The sequence below is a fragment of the Hydrogenophaga sp. genome (genome assembly GCF_011390835.1).
Classification (GTDB): Bacteria; Pseudomonadota; Gammaproteobacteria; order Burkholderiales; family Burkholderiaceae_C; genus Hydrogenophaga.
The window spans coordinates 20,021-43,874 of sequence record NZ_JAABRQ010000002.1; the positions used below are offsets into that span (position 1 = coordinate 20,021).

The following is a 23,854-nucleotide window of genomic DNA, read 5'->3' on the forward strand; positions in this document are numbered from 1 at the left end:
TCCCGACGCTCCCTTGAGGATTTCCCGATCGGCCAAGCCCCTGTGCGGCCGGTCAAGCCGTGCCAGCTGCCGTGTCCCGAACCGGTGCCGGTGCCATCTTTCAGCTCGCCGGCCACCCGCCGGCTGATCTCAGACACCCGCGATGAACACCACGGATGCCCGCCGCGTGCTTGAAACGGCCCTGATCTGCGCCCAGCAGCCCCTCTCCCTGCGTGATCTGGGCGTGCTGTTCGACGGCGAGCTCTCACCTGATACGCTGAAATCGCTGTTGGTCGACCTACAGCTCGAATGGACGCAGCGCGGCGTGGAGCTGGTTCAGGTGGCCAGTGGATGGCGTTTCCAGAGCCGTCCCGAGCTGCGGCCCTACCTGGATCGCCTGCACCCTGAAAAGCCGCCGCGTTACACGCGCGCCACGCTGGAAACGCTGGCCATCATCGCCTACCGGCAGCCCGTCACCCGAGGTGACATGGAAGACATCCGTGGCGTGACGATCAACTCGCTGCTGCTCAAGCAGCTCGAAGACCGAGGCTGGGTCGAGGTCATTGGCCACCGCGAAACCGTGGGCCGCCCGGCCCTGTTCGCCACCACGCGCCAGTTTCTGGATGATCTGGGCCTGTCGTCGCTCGATCAGCTTCCGCCGCTAGACGGCACGGACGTACAGGAATCTGCGCTGGACCGGCTCGATTTTGAAGCGCTGTCGGCTGGTGCCGATGCAGAGGCGGAGGCGCCTGTGCCGGCTGATCCTCTAGCGGTCGAGTTGGATTCGGTCAATGCATTCCCCAACACGCCTGCCGATGCCACCGCCGCCCCGACAACGCCTGAAGACACTCCCACCCTGGACAGCCATGAACCCGCAGCAACCCCCGACCGATCCGCCTGAAGATGACAAGGCGGCGCCCGCCGCGGTCGAGCCTTCCGTAGAAGCCGCTGCGCCGCTGGCCGCGCCACGCGCTGCGGCCGCTCCTGCCGACGAGATGCTGCGGTTTGACGACGTGGTGAGCGGCGCGTACGACGCCGAGCAAGAACTGCCGCTGCCACTGCCCACTAAGCGCGTTCTCAAACCCGAGGCCGATTCGCCCAAGCTGCACAAGGTGCTCGCGCAGGCCGGTATGGGTTCGCGCCTGGAGATGGAACAGCTGATCCTGGAGGGGCGCATTTCGGTCAACGGCGAGCCGGCCCACATCGGTCAGCGCATCCAGTTTGGTGATGTCATCAAGGTCAATGGCAAGCCAGTGCGGGTGCGCATGACGCCGCCGCCGCCGCGCGTGCTGGCATACCACAAGCCTGCCGGCGAGGTGGTGTCGCACGACGATCCGCAGAACCGGCCCACGGTGTTCCGTCGCCTGCCCAAGCTGCAGCAGGGCAAATGGCAGTCGGTCGGTCGGCTCGACATCAACACCGAAGGTTTGCTGCTGCTGACCAGCTCGGGCGAACTCGCCAACCGCTTGATGCACCCGCGTTTTGGCCTGCAGCGCGAGTACGCGGTGCGGGTGCTGGGTGCTTTGTCCAATGAGGAAAAGCACCGCCTGCTTGACGGCGTGAAGCTCGACGATGGTCTGGCGCAGTTCGCCAGCATTGAAGATGGAGGCGGTGAGGGCGCCAACTGCTGGTACCGCGTGACTATTGGCGAGGGCCGCAACCGCGAGGTGCGCCGCATGTTCGAGGCGGTGGGCCACGCGGTCAGCCGCCTGATCCGCATTCGCTATGGTGCGGTGATGCTGCCGCGCGGCCTCAAGCGCGGCGTGTGGGTGGAGCTCGATGAGCGCGATATCCAGCGCCTGGGGGCTGCGGCAGGCCTTCCGATGCCGAGCGCTGCGCCTGTGCGCGCGGCCCGCCTGCAGACCCGTCGCTCGGGCGCTCCAGGAAAAGGACCGCAGGGCGGGCGCAACTTCGGCAACCCCGCCGGCAGCCGCGGCGAAGCGCCCTCAGTGCGGCGCGGCAGCATGTTTGCTCCTCAAGGTGGAGGGGCAGCGGGCAGGGGCGAAGGGCGCGACGCGTCGTCCCAGCCCGACCCATTAAAAACCTCGTTTGGCTACATCGGGCAAGACGCCTTGCAGCGCAAGCGCGCGGAAGATGCCCAGCGCGGCGGGCCTACCAAGCGCAAGCGCCGCCCCAGCGGGCGCTGAACCTGCTGTCAGGCGGCTGGCTGCCGGCTTGAACCGGTTGCACGTTGTAGAATAAAAAGCTTTGCGGCAGGCCGCAAAATCAACAAGTTACCCCATAAATCTCAAGGAAAAACATGGCCATCGAACGCACTCTGTCCATTATCAAACCCGACGCCGTCGCCAAGAACGTCATCGGCCAGATTTACGCCCGCTTTGAGGCCGCCGGCCTGAAGGTGATCGCCGCTCGCATGGCACACCTGTCGCGCAGCGAAGCAGAAGCGTTTTACGCCGTGCACAAGGCCCGTCCGTTCTTCAAAGATCTGGTGGACTTCATGATTTCCGGCCCGGTGATGATCCAGGCGCTGGAAGGCGAAGGCGCCATCGCCAAGAACCGCGACCTGATGGGCGCAACCGATCCCAAGAAAGCCGAGAAGGGCACGATCCGCGCCGACTTCGCCGACAGCATCGACGCCAACGCGGTGCACGGCTCCGACGCCCCTGAAACAGCAGCCGTCGAAATCACCTTCTTTTTCGCTGGCATGAACGTCTACTCGCGCTGAAAGCGACCGGACGAAGCCATGGCGTCGATGCGGTACGTGCAGACCTCCAGCCCCTGCCGGGGCCGGAATGTGCGCGTGCGGCCGGGCGCTGTGCCGACGTCATGACGGTCAATCTGCTCGACTTCGATCTCGACGGGTTGGCTGCCTTTTGCGAGCAGCTGGGTGAGAAGCGCTTCCGGGCGGTGCAGCTGTTTCGCTGGGTGCACCAACGCGGCGCGCGCGACTTTTCGGCCATGACCGACCTCGCGCGCAGCCTGCGCGAGAAGCTGCCGGCTCATGCCCACATCACCGGGTTACCGGTGCTCTCGCGCCAGGACTCTGCCGATGGGACCATCAAGTGGCTGTTCGACGTGGGCGACGGCAACGCGGTGGAAACGGTGTTCATTCCGGAAGACGATCGAGGCACCCTGTGCATCTCGTCGCAGGCGGGCTGTGCCGTGGGTTGCCGTTTCTGTTCGACCGGCCACCAGGGTTTTTCGCGCAACCTCACCACCGGTGAAATCGTTGCACAGCTCTGGCAGGCCGAGTTTTTTCTGCGCCAGCACCTGGGCAGCACCGAACGGGTGATCAGCAACGTGGTGATGATGGGCATGGGTGAGCCGCTGCAGAACTACAGCGCACTGGTGCCTGCTCTGCGCGTGATGCTGGACGACCATGGTTACGGCCTGTCGCGCCGCCGGGTCACCGTGTCCACTTCGGGCGTGGCGCCGATGATGGACCGGCTGGCCCAGGACTGCCCGGTCGCCCTGGCCGTGTCGCTGCACGCACCCAACGACCCCTTGCGCGACTCGCTGGTGCCACTCAACCGGAAGTACCCGCTGGCCGAACTGCTTGATGCCTGCCTGCGCTACCTGCCCGCGGCGCCGCGCGACTTCATCACCTTCGAATACTGCATGCTCGATGGTGTGAACGACCAGCCCGAACACGCACGCGAGCTGCTCAAGCTGTTGCGCAGCCATGGCGAGCGCGGTGTGCCTTGCAAGATCAATCTGATCCCGTTCAACCCCTTCCCGGATTCGGGGTTGACCTGTTCGCCCCGGCCTGTGGTGCAGCAGTTTGCCCGCCTGCTGAGCGATGGCGGCCTGATCACCACGGTGCGCAAGACCCGTGGCGATGACATTGATGCCGCCTGTGGCCAGCTGGCCGGCGACGTGCTGGACCGCACCCGCGCAGCCAGCCGTATGGCCCAGCGACGCGTCACCACTGTGCACCCCATCCGATTTGTTCCCGCCGCAGGAGAAAAGCAGACATGAGCCGTTTCAACGCTGCCGCACCGTTGCCCCTCGGGTTGTCCCCAGTCCTGCCCCGATGGGTCCTGGGCTGGCTTGCCGTGCCCTTGATGCTGTGGGCGCTGGGCAGCTTGTCCGGCTGTGCCGCCACCGGCGCCGGCGGCGCGTCGGCGACCGCCGAGCCGATCACAGCTTTCGACGAACCCGAAATCCGTAAGCGCGCGCGCATTCGCCTGGAGCTGGCCTCCAACTACTTCGAGCAGGGGCAGACCACCATCGCGCTGGACGAGATCAAGCAATCCCTCGCCGCCGATCCGAGCTACACCCCTGCCTATGTCTTGCGCGGCCTGGTCTACATGCGCCTGAACAATCCGGTTCTGGCCGAAGACAGTTTTCAGCGGGCGCTGCAGATCGATCCTCGCGACGGCGACACGCTGCACAACTACGGGTGGTTCCAGTGCGAGGCCGGTCGCTACCCGCAGGCCTTCGCGCTGTTTGACCGCGCGCTGGCATCGCCCACTTACGGCGCCGTCGCCCGCACCCACCTGGTCAAAGGTATCTGCCAGGTTCGCGCCGGGCAGCCGACTGAAGCCGAGGCGAGTTTCTCCAAGTCGTACGAACTGGACGCTGGCAACCCGATCACTGGGTACAACCTAGCCGCGCTGCTGTTCCAGCGAGGTGAGGATAGCCGCGCCCAGTTTTACATCCGGCGCATCAACAACTCCAACCTGGCCAACGCCGAGACGCTGTGGCTGGGCATCAAGGTGGAGCGCCGCCTGCGCAACACCGCCGAGGTGGAGCAGCTGGCGCGCCAGCTGGGGCGCCGCTTCGCAGAGTCGCGTCAGTGGACGCTGTACCAGAGGGGAGCCTTTGATGAGTGAGTCGACGTTCTTGACGGACGCGCCGGCTGCTGCCAATCACCCAGGCGCGCCGCTGCTGCTGCGCCAGTCCCGAGAGGCCGCCGGACTGCACATTGCCGCTTTGGCCGCCGCACTCAAGGTGCCGGTGAAAAAGCTCGAAGCCCTAGAAGCGGGGCGCTACGAAGAGCTGCCCGACATGACCTTTGCCCGGGCGCTGGCCTCCAGCGCCTGCCGACAGCTCAAGATCGACCCGGCGCGCGTGCTGGAGCAGATTCCGGGCGCAGTGCAGCCGGTGCTGGGAGACGCACCGCACAGCATCAACACGCCGTTTCAGGTGCCAGGGGAAGGCGCTGGCGCCGGTGCACTTGCGATCCTGTCGCGGCCTGCAGTGTGGGGTGTTCTGCTGCTGTTGCTTGCGGCCCTGGCGCTGGCATTGGTCCCCGCTGGCTTGCTGGAGCGCGCTCATGAAGCCCTGCCCAACCTGCCGGAGACGGCCGGGACCGCGCCGACTTCGCCAGTCACAGAGGTGGCGCCGGTTGAGCCTGCACAGGACGGCATTTCGCTGTCCATGACGCCTGCGCCGGAGCTGTCAACGGACGATGCTCCCGCCCAGGCTGCGCCCATCCAGGCTGCACCCGCCGTTGCCAGCGAGCCCGTGGTCGACACCGCAGGGCCGATGCCCAGCAGCAGCCTGCTGAGCATCCGCGCCACCGGGGAGTCCTGGATCGAGGTGATCAATGGCTCCGGCAGTCAGGTGATGCAGCGCGTGCTCAAGCCGGGCGATGTGGTGGACTTTTCGACCTCGCCGCCGTACTCGATCGTGGTGGGTCGGGCCGATGCCGTGCAGGTCACGGTGCGTGGCAAGCCGCTCGACGTGCTGCCTTACGCCCGCAACAGCGTGGCGCGTTTCGAAGTGAAGTGAATATGGAAGCTGCCAGCGTTCTCACCAGCGCCATGTCCTGCGAGGCGGTCGATGCCCAGCCGATCCCGCTGGCGGGCACCCTCAAGCGGCACACCCGCCAAGGCGTGGTGGCCTGGGGGGACCACCGGGTGACCGTGGGCGGTGACGCCCCGGTGCGCGTTCAGTCCATGACCAACACCGACACCGCCGACGCGGTGGGCACGGCCATCCAGGTCAAGGAGCTCGCGATGGCGGGTTCCGAGCTGGTGCGCATCACGGTCAACAACGACGAGTCGGCCAAGGCTGTGCCCTACATCCGCGAGCAGCTGGACCGCATGGGTGTTCCGGTGCCCCTGATCGGCGACTTCCATTACAACGGACACCGCCTGCTCACCGACCACCCGGCTTGCGCTCAGGCGCTGTCCAAGTACCGCATCAACCCCGGCAACGTTGGCCGAGGCGACAAGGGCGACCGCCAGTTCGCGCAGATGGTGGAGATCGCGGCGCGGCACGACAAGCCGATCCGAATCGGCGTCAACTGGGGCAGTCTCGACCAGGACCTGCTGGCGCGGCTGATGGACCAGAACGCCCAGCGCGCCGAACCCTGGGATGCGCGCCACGTGATGTACGAAGCGCTGATCACCTCGGCCCTCGACTCTGCGAGCCGCGCCGAGGCCATCGGCCTGCCGGGCAGCCACATCGTGCTGTCCTGCAAGGTCAGCGGCGTGCAGGACCTGATCGCGGTCTACCAGGAGCTGGCGCGGCGCTGCGACTACCCGCTGCACCTGGGCCTGACCGAAGCCGGCATGGGCACCAAGGGCACCGTGGCCTCCACCGCGGCGCTCGCCGTGCTGCTGCAGCAAGGCATTGGCGACACCATCCGTGTCTCGCTCACGCCGCAGCCGGGCGAAGCGCGCACGCAGGAGGTGGTGATTGCGTCCGAAATTCTTCAGGCCCTGGGCGTGCGCGCCTTTGTGCCCAGCGTGATCGCCTGCCCCGGTTGCGGCCGCACCACCAGCACCACCTTCCAGGAGCTGGCCAAGCAGATCGACGACTACCTGCGCGGCTCCATGCCGGTCTGGCGCAAGCGCTACCCCGGGGTAGAAAACCTCAAGGTGGCGGTCATGGGTTGCATCGTCAATGGCCCTGGCGAGAGCAAACACGCCGACCTCGGCATCAGCCTGCCGGGCACGGGCGAAGCACCGGCCGCGCCGGTGTACATCGACGGCCAGAAGGCGACGACGCTGCGCGGCGAGGGCATTGCGCTGGAATTCCAGCAGATTGTTGAAAACTACATCGAGAAAAGGTTCGGCGCAGCGCGTTGAAGGCGCGGCGGCGTGCGCTGCCCCCGCCCCGACGCCATGCGCCCAACGGCAACATGGCTGACAAACTCACCGCCGTCAAAGGCATGAACGACATCGCTCCGCCCCAGTCCGCACACTGGGAGTGGCTGGAAGAGCGGCTGCGCGGTTTGATGCAGCGCTACGGCTACCGTTGTCTGCGCACCCCGATCGTTGAGCCCACCGCGCTGTTTGTGCGCGGCCTGGGTGAAGTGACCGACATTGTGGAGAAGGAGATGTACTCCTTCGAAGACCGGCTCAATGGTGAGCAGCTCACGCTGCGCCCCGAAAACACTGCGGGCGTGGTGCGCGCCGTGCTGGAGAGCAACCTGCTGTACGACGGCGGCAAGCGCCTGTATTACATGGGGCCGATGTTCCGCCACGAGCGGCCCCAGCGTGGGCGCTACCGCCAGTTCCACCAGTTTGGTGCCGAGGCGCTGGGTTTTGCCGGCCCCGATGTGGACGCAGAGCTCATCGTGCTGGCCTGCGATCTCTGGGCCGAACTGAGCTTGACCGGCATCGAGCTGGAGATCAACAGCCTGGGCCAGACTGCCGAGCGCCAGGCGCACCGCCAGGCGCTCATCGCCTACCTGGAAGCGCATGCCGACCAGCTGGACGAAGACGCGAAACGCCGCCTACATAGCAACCCGCTGCGCATCCTGGATACGAAAAACCCGGCCATGCAGGCGCTGGTGAACGGCGCGCCCCGGCTGATGGACCACCTGGGCGCTGAGTCGCTGGATCACTTTAGCCGGCTGCGCGCGCTGCTCGATGCCCATGGCATCGAGTACCGCATCAATCCGCGCCTGGTGCGCGGCATGGACTACTACAACCTGTCGGTGTTCGAATTCGTGACGACCCAGCTCGGCTCGCAGGGCACGGTCTGCGCCGGTGGCCGCTACGATGGTTTGTTTGAACAGATCGGAGGCAAGCCGGCACCAGCGGTGGGCTGGGCGCTGGGTATGGAGCGCATCCTGGAACTCCTCAAGGAGCAGGGCAAGTTGCCCGAGCCACCGGTGCCAGACGCTTATGCCGTGGTTCCGGACGCGGCGAGCATGGGCCAGGTGATGCCGGTGCTGCGGTCGCTGCGGGCTCACGGTGTGCGGGTGCAGATGCACGCGGGTACCGCTGATGGCATGGGCAGCATGAAATCACAGTTCAAGAAGGCCGATGGCAGCGGCGCGCGCTACGCGCTGATCTTCGGTCCGGACGAGCTGCAACAAGGCCAAGTATCGATCAAACCACTGCGTGCCGACCCTGGTAGTCCGGCTGCCGAGCAGCGCAGTCACTCGTTGGCCGAGGTGGACACCTGGGCTGGGCGTCTGCGCTAGTCCTTCCGTGCCGCCCCAGCCCGTGAGGGTACGGCCCCTACAATGGCAACTCGCTTTCTACTGACACCATGGCCAAACATCTCGATCTCGAAGAGCAGGAACAGCTCGATCAGCTCAAACACTTCTGGGCGCAATACGGCAACCTGATCACCTGGGTGCTGATTGCCGTGTTTGGTTCATTGGCCGCCTGGAACGGCTGGAACTACTGGCAACGCAACCAGGCGACCAAGGCCGCGGCCCTGTATGACGAGATCGACAGCGCCGCCCAGGCCAGCGATGCTGAGCGCATGGAGCGTGCACTGGCCGAGATGAAGAGCGGTTACGGCGGCACCACCTACGCCACCCAGGCCGCACTGCTGGCGGCCAAGACCTTGCACGACACTGGCAAGATTGACGCCGCGCGCCAAGCCCTGAGCTGGGTCGCCGAAGCTTCCTCCGACAAGGCGTATCAGGCGGTTGCAAGGCTGCGCCTGGCCGGGCTCGATGTGGAGTCCAACGCGCTGGATCAGGCGCTCAAGACCCTGGAAGCCCCGGTCCCCAAGGCGTTTGAACCGCTGGTGGCCGATCGCCGCGGTGACGTGCTCATGGCGCAAGGAAAGAACGACGAGGCCAGGGCCCAGTATCAGGCGGCCTGGAGCGGATTCGCCCAGCAGGCCGAGTACCGCCGTCTGGTGGAAATCAAACTCGCCGCACTGGGTGTGGACGTCAGCGCCGCGGCTATTGCCGCGGAGGTCAGCAAGTGAGCGCGACGGCCCGGCGTTTTGCTTGGCGGATCGGTGCGGCCGCCGTGGTTGCGTTGCTGGTGTCGGCCTGTGCGTCCAACCCCAAACCCGAACCCGCGCCGTTGCCACCGGTGGCAGCGCTCATGGGCACGCAGCTGGTCTGGACGGCTCAGGTCGGCACGGCCCCGGCCACCGCTAAGCCTTTTGCATTGGGCAACCGAATTTACCTCTCCGGTGGTGCTGGCACGGTGGCGGTGATCGACGCCGAGACCGGTCGCGATGTGTGGCGCACGAGCCTCGCCACCCCGCTGGCCACTGGCGTCGGATCGGACGGCGAAACCGCTGCGGTGGTCACGCGCGACAACGCATTGGTGGCGTTGGCCAATGGGCAGGAGCGCTGGCGCGTGCAGTTGCCAGCGCAGGTTTTCACCGCGCCGCTGGTGGCAGGCCAGCGGGTGTTCGTGGTGACCGCGGAGCGCACGGTGTTGGCCTACGATGGGGCCAGCGGCGCCCGGCTCTGGACCCAATCCCGACCTGGTGAGCCGCTGGTGCTGCGCCAGGGCGGTGTGCTGCTTGCGGTGGGTGACACCCTGGTGGTTGGTCTCTCCGGCCGGTTGACCGGGCTCAACCCCCAAAGCGGTGCTGTTCGCTGGGAAGCACCGATCGCCACCGCGCGCGGCACCAACGAAGTCGAGCGCCTTGTGGACCTGGTCGGTCCGATCAGTCGGGTCGGTAGCTCAGTTTGCGCTCGCGCCTATTCCGCCGCGGTTGGCTGTGTGGATGCGGCGCGGGGCAGCGTGGCCTGGAACCAGCCAGCGCAGGGTGCCACGGGGCTGGGTGGCGACGACCGGCTGGTGTTTGGCACCGAGTCGGATGGCCGCGTGCGCGCCTGGCAACGCGCTGATGGCGCGGTGGCCTGGACGTCGGAACGACTGAAGTACCGCGACCTCAGCGCGCCGCTGGCGGTGGGCCGGGTGGTGGCGCTGGGCGATGCCTCGGGCACGCTGCATTTGCTGTCGCGCGAAGACGGCAGCGAACTCACGCGCCTGAGCACCGACGGCTCGGCCGTCATTGGCTCTCCGGTGGTCGCCGGGCAGGTACTGGTGGCGCAGACTCGCAACGGCGGCGTCTTCGCCTGGCGCCCGCAGTAGGCGCGGCTCGCCCCAACTCCGCCGGGTCGTTTCTGGACCGCCTGGCAGGGCCGGTGAAGCCGGCCCAGTGGACCGCGCGGCGGTCCATGCCATGAAAGGATGCTTGTTATGAAACCCGTCATCGCCCTGGTGGGGCGGCCCAATGTGGGCAAGTCCACCCTGTTCAACCGGCTGACGGGCACCCGCGACGCCATCGTGGCCGATTTCGCCGGCCTCACGCGCGACCGCCATTACGGCAAAGGGCGCGCCGGCGCACACGAGTACATCGTGATCGACACCGGCGGCTTTGAGCCGGACGCCGCTGAAGGCATCTACCGCGAGATGGCTAAGCAGACCCGCCAGGCTGTGGCCGAGTCGGATGTGGTGGTCTTTGTGGTTGACGCCCGCGCTGGCATCAGCGCCCAAGATCACGAAATCGCGCACTACCTGCGCCGCCTGGGCAAGCCGACCGTGCTGGTGGCCAACAAGGCCGAGGGCATGACGCAGGGCCTGCAGCTGGTCGAGTTTTTCGAACTCGGGCTTGGGGAGGTGATGCCAGTCTCCAGCGCCCACGGCCAAGGCGTGCGCTCCATGCTGGACGCCGCGCTGCAGGCCGTGCCCGGCTTGGCCGAGGAAGACGAAGCCGACGTTGAAGCCGACACAGGCGTGATCCGCCTGGCGGTAGCAGGTCGCCCCAATGTCGGCAAGTCCACGCTGATCAACGTCTGGCTCGGCGAGGAGCGCCTGGTGGCGTTTGACCTGCCCGGTACCACGCGAGACGCGATTTCGGTGCCGTTCGAGCGCGACGGCAAGCAGTTCGAGCTGATCGACACCGCGGGCCTGCGGCGCAAAGGCAAGGTTTTCGAGGCGATCGAGAAGTTTTCGGTGGTCAAGACCCTGCAGGCGATTGAAAAAGCCCATGTGGTGCTGCTGTTGCTGGATGCTACGCAGGGCGTGACCGATCAGGACGCACACATCGCCGGCTTCATCCTGGAGAGCGGCCGGGCCGTGGTACTGGCAATCAACAAATGGGACGCGGTGGACGCCTACCAGCGCGAGCAAATCGAGCGTCAAATTGAAACCCGGTTGGCCTTCCTGAAATTTGCCTCGTTGCATTTGATTTCGGCCAAGAAGCGCCAGGGTCTGGCGCCAGTCTGGAAATCCATCATCCAGGCGCAAACCTCAGCCATGCGCAAGATGTCCACGCCGGTGCTCACCCGCCTGCTGCAGGAAGCGGTGGCCTTTCAGGCGCCGCAGCGCACTGGCATGTTCCGGCCCAAGATGCGCTATGCGCACCAAGGCGGCATGAATCCGCCGGTGATCGTGATTCATGGCAATTCGCTGCAGCACGTGCCCGATGCCTACAAGCGCTTCCTGGAAGGGCGCTTCCGCAAGGCCTTCGACCTGGTCGGCACACCGCTGCGCATTGAATTCAAGACCTCGGACAATCCCTTCAAGGAGTAGGCCTGACGGCTAGGCTCTGGAAGCTCACCTGCGCTCCTGTGGTAAGGTCTGCGGTCTAACAACTATTTCTTTGAACACGGAGCATATCGTGAGTAACAACAAAGGCCAGCTCTTGCAAGATCCCTTCCTGAACCAGCTGCGCCGGGAGCATGTGCCGGTGTCGATTTACCTGGTCAACGGCATCAAGTTGCAGGGCCAGATTGAATCGTTCGACCAGTACGTGGTGCTGCTGCGCAACACGGTCACGCAGATGGTCTACAAACACGCCATTTCCACCATCGTGCCGGGCCGCCCGGTGCAGTTCTCCGCCGCCGCCGGTGCGGAAGAACCTGCCGCGTCTTGACCCGGTCGCAGCATGGCCCCTCGCCCATAGGCGAATGGCTGCTTCTCGTGCCGGTTAGGCGGTTTTGAGCGCCCCATCTGCGTCATCCACTTCGCCCCCGTCGGTCATCCTGGTCGGGGTGGATTTTGGTGGCGATCCATTTGACGCTTCGCTGGAAGAGCTGGGTCTGCTGGCACAGACTGCCGGCTACGCAGTAGCCGAGCGGGTGGCTTGCAAGCGGCGAGCCCCTGACCCGGCTTTGTTCGTCGGCTCGGGCAAAGCCGAAGAAATCCAGATGTTGGCCCAGTCAACGGGCGCCAGCGAAATCCTCTTCGACAACGCCCTAAGCCCGGCGCAACAACGCAATCTCGAGCGCCTCATGGGTATGCCGGTGAACGACCGCACGCTGCTGATCCTGGAGATCTTCGCCCAGCGCGCCCGCAGCCACGAGGGCAAGTTGCAAGTTGAATTGGCCCGGCTGCAGTACCTCTCCACCCGTCTGGTTCGGCGCTGGTCCCACCTGGAGCGCCAGAGCGGCGGCATCGGCATGCGAGGCGGCCCGGGCGAGACCCAGATCGAGCTGGACCGTCGCATGATTGGCGAGGCCATCAAGCGCACCAAGGAGCGGCTGGTCAAGCTCAAGAAACAGCGCGCCACCCAGCGGCGCCAGCGCGAACGGCGCGACGCCTTCACCATTTCGCTGGTGGGTTACACCAACGCCGGCAAGTCTTCCCTGTTCAATGCCCTGGTCAAAGCCCGCGCCTACGCAGCCGACCAGCTGTTTGCCACACTCGATACCACCACCCGCCAGCTGTATCTGGGGGAAGCGGGGCGATCGGTATCGCTGTCCGACACAGTGGGGTTCATTCGAGACCTGCCCCATGGCCTGGTCGACGCTTTTGCTGCCACGCTGCAGGAGGCCACCGAAGCCGACCTGTTGCTGCATGTGGTCGATGCATCCAACCCGTCGCATCCTGAGCAGATCGCTTCCGTGCTGTCGGTGCTGAAGGAAATCGGTGCCGATCAGGTGCCGCAGGTGCTGGTGTTCAACAAGCTCGACGCCATGGCGCCCGACCGGATGCCGCAGCGCTTGAGCGATGTGATGGAACTCGAAGGGCAAACCGTGCCTCGTATTTTCGTCAGTGCCCGCGAAGGCACTGGTCTGCCCGAGCTGAGGGCCTTGTTGGCGCAACGCGTGTTGGCCACGGCGGGCGGATCAACCGGAGATACCCCGGGGCAACGACCCGACTTCGAGAATGTGCTGCCCTGATTGGGCACAATGTAGGCATCTGTTCCTTTTATGCATAGCAAAAGTTGGTCATCCATGGACTTGAATCTGCCTTCCCCTGCCCGCGACGCTGAGCGGGGTTCGCCTGACAGCCCGCGCCGCCACTGGAGCAACCTGTGGGGCGTGTTCAACCTCAATGATCCCCGCTGGGGCCGCGGCGACGATGGTGCGCGCGAAGACAAGGCGCCCGATGAAGAGGGCGGCAAGCGCCCTGACGAAGAGTCCAAACCCAGCCGCGATCAGCGGCCGCGTGGTCAAGGCCCCAACCAGGGACCTCCTGACCTCGACGAGCTCTGGCGCGATTTCAACCGCAAGCTCGGTGGTCTGCTGGGCGGCAAGGGTGGACGTGGCGGTGGTAACGGCGCGGGCGGAGGCGGTGGCGGCATTCCCAGTTTCAACCCCAGCCCGAAAACCACCGGCATTGGCGCGGGGCTTATCGCGGGCGTGGCCGCCCTGATTTGGCTCGGTACCGGCTTCTTCATCGTGCAAGAAGGTCAGCAGGCCGTGATCACCCAGTTTGGCAAGTACCACAGCACAGTGGGCGCCGGTTTCAACTGGCGGCTTCCCTACCCGGTGCAGCGCCACGAAACCGTGTTCGTGACCCAGATCCGCTCGGTGGACGTAGGGCGCGACAACATCGTGCCGGCGACCGGTCTGCGCGAGTCGGGCATGCTGACCGAAGACGAAAACATCGTCGAGATCAAGTTCGCGGTCCAGTACCGCTTGAGCGATGCCCGAGCGTTCCTGTTTGAAAGCCGCGACCCCGATGCGTCGGTGGTCAAGGTGGCCGAAACGGCGGTGCGCGAAGTGGTGGGCAAGATGAAGATGGACGCGGCGCTGGCCGAAGAGCGCGATCAGATCGCGCCCCGCGTGCGCGCCCTCATGCAGACCATCCTGGACCGCTACAAGGTGGGTGTCGAGATCGTCGGTATCAACCTCCAGCAAGGTGGTGTGCGACCACCCGAGCAGGTGCAGGCGGCGTTTGACGATGTGCTCAAGGCCGGTCAGGAGCGCGAACGCGCCAAAAACGAAGCCCAGGCCTACGCCAACGACGTGGTGCCGCGCGCCCGCGGTGCAGCCTCGCGTCTGACCGAAGAGGCCGCCGGTTACAACGCGCGCATCGTGGCTCAGGCCGAAGGTGATTCGCAGCGCTTCAGCTCGGTGCTCGCCGAGTACCAGAAGGCGCCGCAAGTGACGCGCGAGCGCCTGTACATCGATGCCATGCAGGAGATCTACAGCAACACCACCAAGGTGCTGATCGATTCCAAGGCGGGCAACAACCTGCTCTACCTGCCGTTGGACAAGATCATGCAGATGACCGGCCAGCCAGCTGCAGCGGGTGCCGCTTCGACGTCCGCGCCGCCCGCCTCGCAACCCGCTTCCACGCCGGCCAGCCGAAGCCTCGATGCCGCCGCGCGTTCGCGCGAGCGCGAGAGCCGTTGAAGCTCCTACACGCGATCAGAGAGTCACGCATATGAACAAACTGGGTTTCATCCTCACTTCACTCGTGGTGGCGCTTGCCATCGCCAGCTCCATGCTGTTCGTGGTGGATCAGCGCCAATTCGGCGTGGTGTTCCAGCTCGGACAGATCAAGCAGGTGGTCACCGACCCCGGCCTGAACTTCAAGCTACCGCCGCCGTTTCAGAACGTGTCGTACATCGACAAGCGCCTGCTCACCCTGGAGAGCACCGACACCGAGCCCATGCTGACGGCCGAAAAGCAGCGGGTGGTTATCGACTGGTATGTGCGCTGGCGCATCAGCGAGCCGCAGGAATACATCCGAAATGTGGGCATCAACGAGCGCGCTGGTGCGCTGCAGCTTAACCGCGTGGTGCGCAACTCGTTCCAGCAGGAAGTGAACCGCCGCACGGTCAACGAGCTGCTGTCCAGCCGCCGTGAACAGCTCATGGCCGATGTGAAAGACCAAGTGCTGGCGGCGGTGCGTGGCGCCGAGAAGCCATGGGGCATGGACGTGGTGGATGTGCGCATCACCCGGGTGGATTACGCAGAGAGCATCACCGGTGAGGTTTATCGCCGCATGGAGGCCGAGCGCAAGCGCGTGGCCAACGAACTGAGGTCGACCGGCTTTGCCGAGGGCGAGAAGATCCGGGCAGATGCCGATCGCCAGCGCGAGGTGATCGTGTCCGAGGCCTACCGAGACGCCCAGCAAATCAAAGGCGAGGGTGACGCTAAGGCCGCAGCCCTTTTCTCCGACGCCTTCGGCCGCGATCCGGCATTTGCGCAGTTCTACCGCAGCCTGGACGCCTATCGCGCCAGTTTCTCTGGCAAGTCCGACGTGCTGGTGATCGATCCCTCGTCTGAGTTCTTCAAGGCCTTGCGCGGCAGCAATCCCAATAGCACCCGCTGATCGGTCATGGCCGATTTGCTGTGGCCGGCGCTGGCGCTGGTCCTGATCCTGGAAGGACTGCTGCCCTTCGTCGCACCTGGGCTCTGGCGTCGGGTGTTTGCCGAGATGACCCGCCTGCAGGATGGGCAGGTGCGGTTTTTTGGACTGTGTTGTGTGCTGTCGGGTCTGCTGCTCTGGTGGGCCGTGACCTGACAGAAAAGGATTCGCTGCGGTTGGATCACCCAGCGTCCCGTCAACGGGCGAAAAGCACGGGAGGCGGCCCGGTAAAATCACCGTTTTAACAGCCTGCCCAACATGCCCATGTCTGCCTGGGTCCTGCCGGACCACATTGCCGATGTCCTCCCGTCCGAGGCCCGGCACATCGAAGAACTTCGCCGGGGCCTGCTGGACACGGCGCGCGGCTATGGTTACGAGCTGGTGATGCCGCCGCTGGTGGAGCACCTCGATTCTCTGCTCACCGGAACCGGTGAAGCGCTCGATCTCATGACTTTCAAGCTGGTAGACCAGCTCTCGGGCCGCACTCTGGGCCTGCGCGCCGACAGCACGCCACAGGTCGCGCGCATTGATGCCCATTTGCTCAACCGCCAGGGCGTGGCCCGCCTGAGCTATTGCGGCCCGGTGGTGCACACCCGCATTGACCGTCCACTGGCCAGCCGCGAGCCACTGCAGTTTGGTGCCGAGATCTTCGGCCATGCCGGGCTGGAGGCCGATCTTGAGGTGCTGGAGCTGGCCCGTGCCTGCCTTCAGGCCGCAGGAGTGGCGCACTTGCAGCTCGACCTGGCTGACGTGCGCGTGATCGACGCCGTACTGTCGCCCGCCGCGCTCGACGCCACTCGCACTTCCCGCATCCACGCTGCGCTCGCCATCAAGGACGTGGCCACGCTCGATGAGCTCGCTCGTGATCTGCCAGCCCGGGTGCGCCAGGACTTGCTGGCCCTTACGCGGCTATTTGGTGGGCTGGACGTGTTGACCCAGGCGCGTGAGCTGCTGCAGCCCTCGCTGGCCTTGCACCAGGCGTTGGACAGCCTGGCTTGGCTAGCGTCTCAGGTCAGCGGCATGGCGGTATCCATCGATCTGGCCGACCTGCGCGGTTATGCCTATTACACCGGCATGCGGTTTGCCTTGTTTGCACCGGGACGCGGGGGTGAGCCTGAAGAGCTGGCGCGCGGAGGCCGGTACGACGAAGTCGGCGCGGTGTTTGGCCGCAAGCGGCCTGCGGTTGGCTTCAGCCTCGATCTGAAAGAGCTGGTGGGCGCGGTGGCGCCTCACCCCTTGCGCGCTGCGATCCGCGCGCCCTGGGGGGTGGACGCTGGCTTGCGAGCCGCGATCGCTGCCTTGCGCGCCGAAGGACACACAGTGGTCTGTGCCTTGCCTGGGCACGAACAGGAAATTGACGAATTCCGCTGCGATCGCGCACTGGTGCAGGACAGCACCTCAGCGTGGACAGTGAAGCCTCTTTGAACGGAAAGATCAGATGAACAGAAACAGCGGCGCCGTGGTACCTGGGCGCAACGTGGTCGTGGTGGGCACCCAGTGGGGTGACGAAGGCAAGGGCAAACTGGTTGACTGGCTGACCGAGACCGCGCGCGGTGTGGTTCGGTTTCAGGGCGGCCACAACGCGGGCCACACGCTGGTGATCAACGGCGTCAAGACCGCGCTGCACCTGATCCCCAGCGGCATCATGCGCGCTGGTGTGAAGTGCTACATCGGCAACGGTGTGGTCCTGTCGGTGGGCAAGCTGTTTGAAGAGATCGCCGGGCTGGAGAATGCAGGTGTCGAGGTGCGCTCGCGGCTGCGAATCTCTGAAGCCTGTCCTCTCATATTGCCGTTTCACGCGGCGATCGACATCGCGCGTGAGGCGGCCAAGGTCAAGGCTGGCACCGAGAAGATCGGCACCACGGGCCGCGGCATTGGCCCGGCCTATGAAGACAAGATCGCTCGCCGTGCGCTGCGCGTGCAGGATCTCAAATACCCCGAGCGTTTTGCCGCCAAGCTGCGCGAGCTGCTCGACCTCCACAACCACCTGCTGGTGAGCTACCTGCACTCGGCCGACATGGTGTGGGACGAAAAAATCGCTGCTTACATGAAGAATGGCGAAATCCAGTTCGAGGCGGTCTATGACGAGGCCATGGTCCAGGCCGAGCTGCTCAAACCCATGATCGCCGACGTGTCGCGCGAGCTCAACGAGGCGCACCGCGCGGGCGTCAACCTGCTGTTCGAAGGCGCCCAGGGCACGTTGCTCGACATCGACCATGGAACCTACCCCTTCGTGACCTCCAGCAACTGCGTGGCTGGCAACGCCTCAGCGGGTGCGGGCGTGGGTCCCAGCCTGTTGCACTATGTGCTCGGCATCACCAAGGCCTATTGCACACGGGTGGGCGGTGGACCGTTCCCGACCGAGCTGGAGTGGGAAAAGGAGGGCACACCCGGCTGGCACATGGCCACGGTGGGCGCCGAAAAGGGTGTGACCACAGGGCGCAGCCGCCGCTGCGGCTGGTTCGACTCGGCACTGCTCAAGCGCTCGGCCCAGGTCAATGGTCTCACCGGTCTGTGCATCACCAAGCTCGACGTGCTCGACGGCCTGACTGAGCTCAAACTGTGCGTTGGCTACGAGCTGGACGGTGAAACCATCGACATCCTGCCCATGGGCGCGGAAGACATTGCCCGTTGCAAGCCGATCTACGAAACCCTGCCAGGCTGGACCGACTCTTCGGTGGGCGTGACGCAGTTTGACGATCTGCCTGAGAACGCACGCCGCTACCTCAAGCGCATCGAAGAAACCACCGGCGTGCCGGTGCACGTGGTGTCAACCAGTCCGGACCGCGACCACACCATCCTGGTTCGCCACCCTTACCATGCCTGAGGCGCCAGCGCGCCACGCTGTTCCTGCACCATCCCCAACCGACCACCCCATGGAGCGCCCATGCTGACCGAAGACGGCAAACACCTGTACGTGTCCTACGACGAGTACCACAACCTCATCGAAAAGCTCGCACTCAAGGTCTACCAATCGGAATGGCAGTTCGACACCATCCTGTGCCTGGCGCGCGGAGGCATGCGGCCGGGTGACATCCTCTCTCGCATCTTCGACGTGCCGCTGGCCATCATGTCCACCAGCTCCTACCGGGCCAACGCCGGCACCGAGCAGGGCAATCTGGACATTGCGCGCTACATCACCACGCCCAAGGGGGAGATCGCGGGCAAGGTGCTGCTGGTGGACGATCTGGCCGACTCTGGCCACACGCTCAAGGCGGTGATCGACCTGCTGAAAAACAACTATGCCCCCATCACCGAACTGCGCAGCGCAGTGATCTGGACCAAGCAGCTCTCCAGCTTCACGCCAGACTATTCGGTCGAGTTCCTGCCCACCAACCCCTGGATCCACCAGCCGTTTGAAGGCTATGACAGCCTGCGGCCCGCGCAACTGCTCGAAAAATGGCAATTGTGAGGATGACCCCCACGCTCCACCGCTCTGCGGGTCGCTTCCTCACGAGGGGACGCGTTTCGGCTTGGGGCGGCCCGTCGCCGAAAACTCTTTGATGCCGATGCGCAAGCTCTCCACCCAGCTCATTCACCACCCCTACAAGCCCCCCGCGGGATTTGAGGCCTTGCCGCCTGCGGTTCACAAAGCTTCGACCGTCATCTTTCCGAGCGTGCACGCGCTGCGCAGCCAGGAGTGGAAAGACAAGAGCGGCTACACCTACGGCCTGCACGGCACGCCGACCACGTTCACGCTGGAAGAGCGCATCGCCACCATCGAGGGTGGGCGTTATTGTGTGCTGGCGCCCAGTGGGCTGTCGGCGGTGTCCCTGGTCGACATGGCCTTTTTGCGTCAGGGCGACGAGCTGCTGATTCCGGACAACGCCTATGGCCCGGGCAAGGCGTTTGCCGCCGGTGAGCTGGCGGGCTGGGGCATCACCCACCGCTACTACGACTCGCAGAACCCGGCCGATCTGGCGCGCAAGATTTCACCCGCGACGCGACTGGTATGGCTGGAGGCGCCGGGCTCGATCACCCTGGAATATCCCGACATCCCCGCGCTGGTCGACGTGGTGCGTGCTGCCAACGCCGGGCGCGAGCGCGCCATCGTCACCGTGCTGGACAATACCTGGGGCGCGGGCATTGCGTTCAACGCTTTTGATCTGGGCGTGGACGTGTCCATGCAGGCGCTCACCAAATACCCGAGCGGCGGCGCTGACGTGCTCATGGGTTCGGTGGTGACGAGGGACGAGGCGCTGCACCAGCAGGTGCTTTTGTGCCACATGCGCCTGGGCCTCAACGTGGGCGCCAACGACGCCGAACTGGTCTTGCGGGGCTTGCCCAGCATGGCGCTGCGCTACCACGCACAGGATGTCACCACCCGGCAACTGGCCACCTGGATGGCCCAGCAGCCCGGCGTGAGCCAGGTGTTTCATCCGGCCTTGCCCAGCTCGCCGGGCCACGCCACCTGGCAGCGCGATGCCACCGCCGCCGCCTGCCTGTTCAGCGCGGCCTTCGACGAACGCTTCAGCCAGGTGCAGATCGATGCGTTTTGCGATAGGCTGGCTTTGTTCAAGCTCGGCTGGAGCTGGGCCGGGCCGATCAGCCTCTGTGCGCCCTACAACATGCCCTCCATTCGCACCAAGCCCTGGCCCCACCGGGGCGGCTTGGTGCGCTTTGCGGTCGGCCTGGAAGCTCCCGATGACCTGCAGGCCGATCTTGCCCAGGCGCTGCAGGCGCTGACCGACTGATTTTTTCAACCCTCAGACAGAAAGACTGTTTTGGCCACTCCCAATTACGGATACGAAAAACGCCAGCGCGAGCTGGCCAAGAAGAAAAAGAAGGAGGAGAAGCTGCGTGCCAAGGCGGCGGGCAAGCCTTACAACGAGGCGGACGATGCACCCGCCGACGATGGTGCGCAGGCGCCCGGTGCCCAGCCCGCCACACCCGGTGAGGGCGGAGACGGTACCGATTAAACGGTGGTTTCGCTGGCGATCAGCCGAGTCGCCAGCGCCGTCAAGGCGCCAGCCGAGCGGTCTTGCAGAACGCAGGGCTGCGCATCGGCATGGTGTCTGAAATTGCGCCGGATCGACGCGGCGTACATCGGGTCGTAGTGCTGCGTCAGCAGCGCCAGCACGACCGACGGTGTGTCACCCGCCATCACCCGGGCCTGCCATTCCTGCACAACATTCTTGCCCCGCAACTCGGTCAGCGCGTCCAGCCGCTGGCAAAAATGGGCCGGATCGGTGACAAAGAAGTCGTAGTCCTCCAGCAGCAACGCTACGCGCTCGTCGTCTGAAAGCCGCAGGTCCAGGCATGGGCTGGCGCGCATGGCGTTGATCAGCGCGTCCGGCACGCGCACATTGCCGACCTTCTTGCTTTCCGCTTCCACATAGACCACGCGCGCCGGATCGAAGCCGCGCAAAGCATTCCAGATCAGGGAATCGAAACCTTTCTGGCTCGGTTGCGGCAGACCCGGGATGTGGCCCAGCACCGAGCTGCGGTGGTTGGCCAGGTCTTCGAGATCCAGCACCTGAGCGCCCTGTGCCGACAGCGCCTGCAGCAGGCGGGTCTTGCCCGATCCAGTGGGCCCGCAGACGACGCGGTAGCTCAGCCGCTCAGCCAAGCGGGGCAGGTCGTCGACCAGGGCGGCTCGCCAGGCCTTGTAGCCGCCGTCGACCAGCGTCACATGAAAGCCGATGGCGCCAAGAATGGTGGCCAGCGCGCCGCTGCGGTTGCCGCCGCGCCAGCAGTACACGAGCGGCTTCCAGCCGCGAGGTTTGTCGATCACCTCGCGCTCGATGTGCTCGGCGATGTTGCGCGCCGCCAGCGCCGCGCCGCGTTTCTTGGCCTCGAAGGCATTGACTTGCTTGTACATCGTGCCGATGGCGATGCGCTCGGCGTTGTCCAGCGAGGGCCAGTTGATGGCCCCGGGCAGGTGGTCGAGCGCAAATTCGTCTTCGGAACGCGCGTCGATCAGGGTGTCGAAGTCGGCGAGTCGCCGGAGGGCTTCGGCGGCGGGGAGGGTGTGCACGGGCATGCACCGATTATCCCGCGCGGCGATGAGCGTCAGCCGAGCCGCGGGCTTCGATCAGAGCAGTTTCTTGAGCTCGGGCCAGACATTGCCCAGCATGATGGGCTGCGCCCTCTCGTTGGGGTGGATGCGGTCGGACTGGAACAGCCGGGTGGGATCGGCCAGATCGCCCACGCCTTTCAGGAAAAACGGCAACAGCGCCGTTTTTTGCTCTTGGGCCACGGTGGTGTAGAGCTCGCGAAACTCCTGGCCGTAGCGGGCGCCGTAGTTGGGCGGCATTTCCATGCCCAGCAGCAGCACCTTGGCACCGGCCGCGCGCGACTGACGCGCCATGGTGGCGAGGTTGTCGCGTGTCATGTTGAGCGGTAGGCCCCGCAGCGCGTCGTTGCCGCCGAGCTCGATGATCACGATGGCGGGCTGGTGCTGCTTCAGCAGGGCGGGCAGCCGCGAACGACCGCCCGAGGTGGTGTCGCCGCTGATGCTGGCGTTGACCACCTGGTGCGGGTGTTTTCCTTCCTGCAGCTGGAGCTCCAGCAGCGCGACCCAGCCGGTGCCGCGCTTGAGCCCGTATTCGGCGCTGAGCGAATCGCCGACCACCAGAATGATGGGCGCACCCGGCTTGCCGGCCGAGGGTGCTGCGGTGGCACGGGCGGTGTATTGAGCCAGCACCAGGCCCGAAGACCCCAGCGAGCCAGCGAGCAGGGCGAGCGCGGTAAAGTGACGTCGTTTCAACAGAGAAGTCTTTCCATGTCCGATGTGATGATTGCGGTGCAGCATGTGTTCAAGACCGTGACCGATTCGACCGGCTCACTCACGATTCTGCGCGATATCGATTTCACCCTAAACAAAGGGGAAACCGCGGCCATCGTGGGAGCTTCCGGCTCGGGCAAGAGCACTCTGCTGTCCATCATTGCAGGGTTGGATACCCCGAGCAGCGGAACAGTTCACATCGATGGTGTCGACCTGTTCGCCTTCGACGAAGACCAGCGCGCCGCCTTGCGCGCGCAAAAGGTCGGCTTTGTGTTCCAGAGTTTCCAGTTGCTGGGCAATTTGACGGCGCTGGAAAACGTGATGCTGCCGCTAGAGCTGGCCGGTCGGCGCGACGCGCGTGCCGCAGCCACGCAGATGTTGCAACGCGTGGGCTTGGGCGAGCGCTTGGCGAGTTACCCTAAGGTGCTCTCTGGTGGTGAGCAGCAGCGCGTGGCGCTGGCGCGTGCCTTCGTGGTGCAGCCCGCAGTGTTGTTGGCCGACGAGCCCACCGGTAGCCTCGACTTCGCCACTGGCAACACCATCATGGAGCTGATGTTCGAACTCAACCGCGAACAGCACACCACGCTGGTGATGGTGACGCATGATCGCGCCATCGCCGCGCGCTGCGAGCACCGCATTACCATCGAGGCTGGCGAGGTGGTGGCTGACGCCAGCAGCCCGTCCATGGCGCCTTAGTCTAGCGAGACCATCGCCGTCCCGACGATTGCACATCGCCCGGTGGGCCGTTAGGCTCGCACCATGGGCGGCATTTTCATCAGCTACCGGCGGGACGACAGTCAGGGCTTCGCCGGGCGGCTGGAGCACGATCTGGCACAGTGCTTTGGTGACGACCTGGTGTTCCGGGACCGCGAGATCCCGCCCGGCGCCGATTTTGCAGACCACATCGAGCACCAGCTGCGCGCTGCCGATGCCTCTCTGGTGGTGATCGGCCGGCACTGGCTCGACATCCAGGATGCCAGTGGCGCCCGTCGGCTGGATCAGCCCGGAGACTGGGTCCGACGCGAGATCGAGTGGTCGCTGTCCAGCGGCATGCCGGTGATTCCCTTGCTGGTGGCGGGGGTGCCCATGCCCACGGCCACCCAATTACCTGGCTCGTTGCAAGGCCTGGCGCGATTTCAGGCTCTGTCCCTGTCCGATCATCGCTGGCCCGATGACATGCGGGCCCTGTGCGATGCACTGAGCGAGCGGGTACCTCGGCTCGCCAAGGCGCGAGCTCAGAGCGCCAGGCCGGCAGCCAAGAGCCGAGAGCCCGCAGCGCCAGCCCGTCGAGCGCTGCCATCCGGGTTTGTGCGCTGGCTGAGCTCGTTGTTGCGCCGTGTCGCTGGTCTGGTGGCGCTGGGCGCTGCGGTCTACATCGGCGTGCGCGCCCTGGGTGGTCCGGGAGCCAATCGGGTCATGGGCCGACTGATTGACACCACCTGGCAGGAAATCCAGCGCCTGTTCTGACGGT

The 23,854-nt window shown here is 65.3% G+C and carries 25 protein-coding genes; 23 read left to right on the top strand and 2 right to left on the bottom strand.

Annotated features, from left to right (window positions below; genetic code table 11):
- Positions 1-142: 142 nt before the first annotated feature.
- The 21 genes from scpB to GPT34_RS02125 all read left to right on the top strand — a co-directional run bounded on the left by scpB (position 143) and on the right by GPT34_RS02125 (position 20,575).
- Complete coding sequence (gene scpB, locus GPT34_RS02025; protein WP_291009118.1) at positions 143-880, top strand: SMC-Scp complex subunit ScpB; 738 nt, start codon at positions 143-145, stop codon at positions 878-880.
- Positions 846-2,126, top strand: coding sequence for a pseudouridine synthase (locus GPT34_RS02030; RefSeq protein WP_291009121.1), 1,281 nt, complete (start codon positions 846-848; stop codon positions 2,124-2,126). The genes scpB and GPT34_RS02030 overlap by 35 nt, the downstream gene beginning before the upstream one ends.
- A gap of 113 nt (positions 2,127-2,239) precedes the next feature.
- A complete protein-coding gene (gene ndk / locus GPT34_RS02035) occupies positions 2,240-2,665 on the top strand; it encodes a nucleoside-diphosphate kinase (RefSeq protein ID WP_291009124.1) in 426 nt (141 codons plus the stop codon).
- Positions 2,666-2,766: 101 nt separating this feature from the next.
- On the top strand, positions 2,767-3,918 hold the full coding sequence (gene rlmN / locus GPT34_RS02040) for a 23S rRNA (adenine(2503)-C(2))-methyltransferase RlmN (protein WP_291009127.1): 1,152 nt from the start codon (positions 2,767-2,769) through the stop codon (positions 3,916-3,918).
- Positions 3,915-4,775: a type IV pilus biogenesis/stability protein PilW gene (gene pilW, locus GPT34_RS02045; protein ID WP_291009130.1), complete on the top strand. Its 861-nt coding sequence runs from the start codon at positions 3,915-3,917 to the stop codon at positions 4,773-4,775. The genes rlmN and pilW overlap by 4 nt, the downstream gene beginning before the upstream one ends.
- Positions 4,768-5,676, top strand: a complete 909-nt coding sequence (locus tag GPT34_RS02050; RefSeq protein ID WP_291009133.1) for a helix-turn-helix domain-containing protein — start codon at positions 4,768-4,770, stop codon at positions 5,674-5,676. Before pilW ends, GPT34_RS02050 begins: the two co-directional genes overlap by 8 nt.
- Before the next feature lie 2 nt (positions 5,677-5,678).
- Complete coding sequence (gene ispG / locus GPT34_RS02055) at positions 5,679-6,980, top strand: flavodoxin-dependent (E)-4-hydroxy-3-methylbut-2-enyl-diphosphate synthase (RefSeq protein WP_291009136.1); 1,302 nt, start codon at positions 5,679-5,681, stop codon at positions 6,978-6,980.
- Positions 6,981-7,033: 53 nt separating this feature from the next.
- Positions 7,034-8,326: a histidine--tRNA ligase gene (hisS, locus tag GPT34_RS02060; protein ID WP_291009139.1), complete on the top strand. Its 1,293-nt coding sequence runs from the start codon at positions 7,034-7,036 to the stop codon at positions 8,324-8,326.
- A 68-nt stretch (positions 8,327-8,394) separates the two neighbouring features.
- Positions 8,395-9,069 (top strand): tetratricopeptide repeat protein, encoded by a 675-nt coding sequence (locus GPT34_RS02065; protein WP_291009142.1) that lies wholly within the window; start codon positions 8,395-8,397, stop codon positions 9,067-9,069.
- Positions 9,066-10,199, top strand: coding sequence for an outer membrane protein assembly factor BamB (bamB, locus tag GPT34_RS02070; protein WP_291009145.1), 1,134 nt, complete (start codon positions 9,066-9,068; stop codon positions 10,197-10,199). The genes GPT34_RS02065 and bamB overlap by 4 nt, the downstream gene beginning before the upstream one ends.
- A 108-nt stretch (positions 10,200-10,307) precedes the next feature.
- Positions 10,308-11,642 (top strand): ribosome biogenesis GTPase Der, encoded by a 1,335-nt coding sequence (gene der / locus GPT34_RS02075; RefSeq protein WP_291009148.1) that lies wholly within the window; start codon positions 10,308-10,310, stop codon positions 11,640-11,642.
- 70 nt (positions 11,643-11,712) lie between these two features.
- Entirely contained in the window at positions 11,713-11,985 is a 273-nt protein-coding gene (gene hfq, locus GPT34_RS02080; RefSeq protein ID WP_291009151.1) for an RNA chaperone Hfq, read from the top strand.
- 64 nt (positions 11,986-12,049) lie between these two features.
- Positions 12,050-13,234, top strand: coding sequence for a GTPase HflX (gene hflX, locus GPT34_RS02085; RefSeq protein ID WP_291009154.1), 1,185 nt, complete (start codon positions 12,050-12,052; stop codon positions 13,232-13,234).
- Between the two features lie 54 nt (positions 13,235-13,288).
- Entirely contained in the window at positions 13,289-14,695 is a 1,407-nt protein-coding gene (hflK, locus tag GPT34_RS02090; RefSeq protein WP_291009157.1) for an FtsH protease activity modulator HflK, read from the top strand.
- Positions 14,696-14,726: 31 nt separating this feature from the next.
- The gene (hflC, locus tag GPT34_RS02095) at positions 14,727-15,620 is read left to right on the top strand and encodes a protease modulator HflC (protein ID WP_291009159.1); all 894 of its coding nucleotides are present in this window, start codon (positions 14,727-14,729) and stop codon (positions 15,618-15,620) included.
- Between the two features lie 6 nt (positions 15,621-15,626).
- Positions 15,627-15,812, top strand: coding sequence for a DUF2065 family protein (locus tag GPT34_RS02100; protein ID WP_291009162.1), 186 nt, complete (start codon positions 15,627-15,629; stop codon positions 15,810-15,812).
- A gap of 108 nt (positions 15,813-15,920) precedes the next feature.
- Positions 15,921-17,081, top strand: a complete 1,161-nt coding sequence (locus GPT34_RS02105) for an ATP phosphoribosyltransferase regulatory subunit (RefSeq protein ID WP_291009164.1) — start codon at positions 15,921-15,923, stop codon at positions 17,079-17,081.
- 13 nt (positions 17,082-17,094) lie between these two features.
- Positions 17,095-18,483 carry an adenylosuccinate synthase gene (locus GPT34_RS02110; RefSeq protein ID WP_291009166.1) on the top strand — a complete coding sequence of 463 codons (1,389 nt, stop codon included), beginning with the start codon at positions 17,095-17,097 and terminating at the stop codon, positions 18,481-18,483.
- A 60-nt stretch (positions 18,484-18,543) separates the two neighbouring features.
- Positions 18,544-19,068 carry a phosphoribosyltransferase gene (locus tag GPT34_RS02115; RefSeq protein ID WP_291009169.1) on the top strand — a complete coding sequence of 175 codons (525 nt, stop codon included), beginning with the start codon at positions 18,544-18,546 and terminating at the stop codon, positions 19,066-19,068.
- A 97-nt stretch (positions 19,069-19,165) separates the two neighbouring features.
- Entirely contained in the window at positions 19,166-20,350 is a 1,185-nt protein-coding gene (locus GPT34_RS02120) for a PLP-dependent transferase (protein WP_291009172.1), read from the top strand.
- Between the two features lie 30 nt (positions 20,351-20,380).
- Positions 20,381-20,575, top strand: coding sequence for a hypothetical protein (locus tag GPT34_RS02125; protein ID WP_291009175.1), 195 nt, complete (start codon positions 20,381-20,383; stop codon positions 20,573-20,575).
- On the opposite strand, the gene mnmH is transcribed toward GPT34_RS02125, so the two are convergent.
- Together mnmH and GPT34_RS02135 are read right to left on the bottom strand one after the other, a co-directional pair.
- Positions 20,572-21,639, bottom strand: coding sequence for a tRNA 2-selenouridine(34) synthase MnmH (gene mnmH, locus GPT34_RS02130; RefSeq protein ID WP_291009178.1), 1,068 nt, complete (start codon positions 21,637-21,639; stop codon positions 20,572-20,574). The two genes, GPT34_RS02125 and mnmH, sit on opposite strands and share 4 nt — an antisense overlap.
- Positions 21,640-21,690: 51 nt before the next feature.
- Complete coding sequence (locus GPT34_RS02135; RefSeq protein WP_291009181.1) at positions 21,691-22,410, bottom strand: arylesterase; 720 nt, start codon at positions 22,408-22,410, stop codon at positions 21,691-21,693.
- On the opposite strand from GPT34_RS02135, the gene GPT34_RS02140 reads away from it, so the two are divergent.
- A complete protein-coding gene (locus tag GPT34_RS02140) occupies positions 22,381-23,079 on the top strand; it encodes an ATP-binding cassette domain-containing protein (protein WP_291009184.1) in 699 nt (232 codons plus the stop codon). The genes GPT34_RS02135 and GPT34_RS02140 overlap by 30 nt on opposite strands.
- A 63-nt stretch (positions 23,080-23,142) precedes the next feature.
- The gene (locus GPT34_RS02145) at positions 23,143-23,850 is read left to right on the top strand and encodes a toll/interleukin-1 receptor domain-containing protein (protein WP_291009187.1); all 708 of its coding nucleotides are present in this window, start codon (positions 23,143-23,145) and stop codon (positions 23,848-23,850) included.
- Positions 23,851-23,854: the final 4 nt, after the last annotated feature.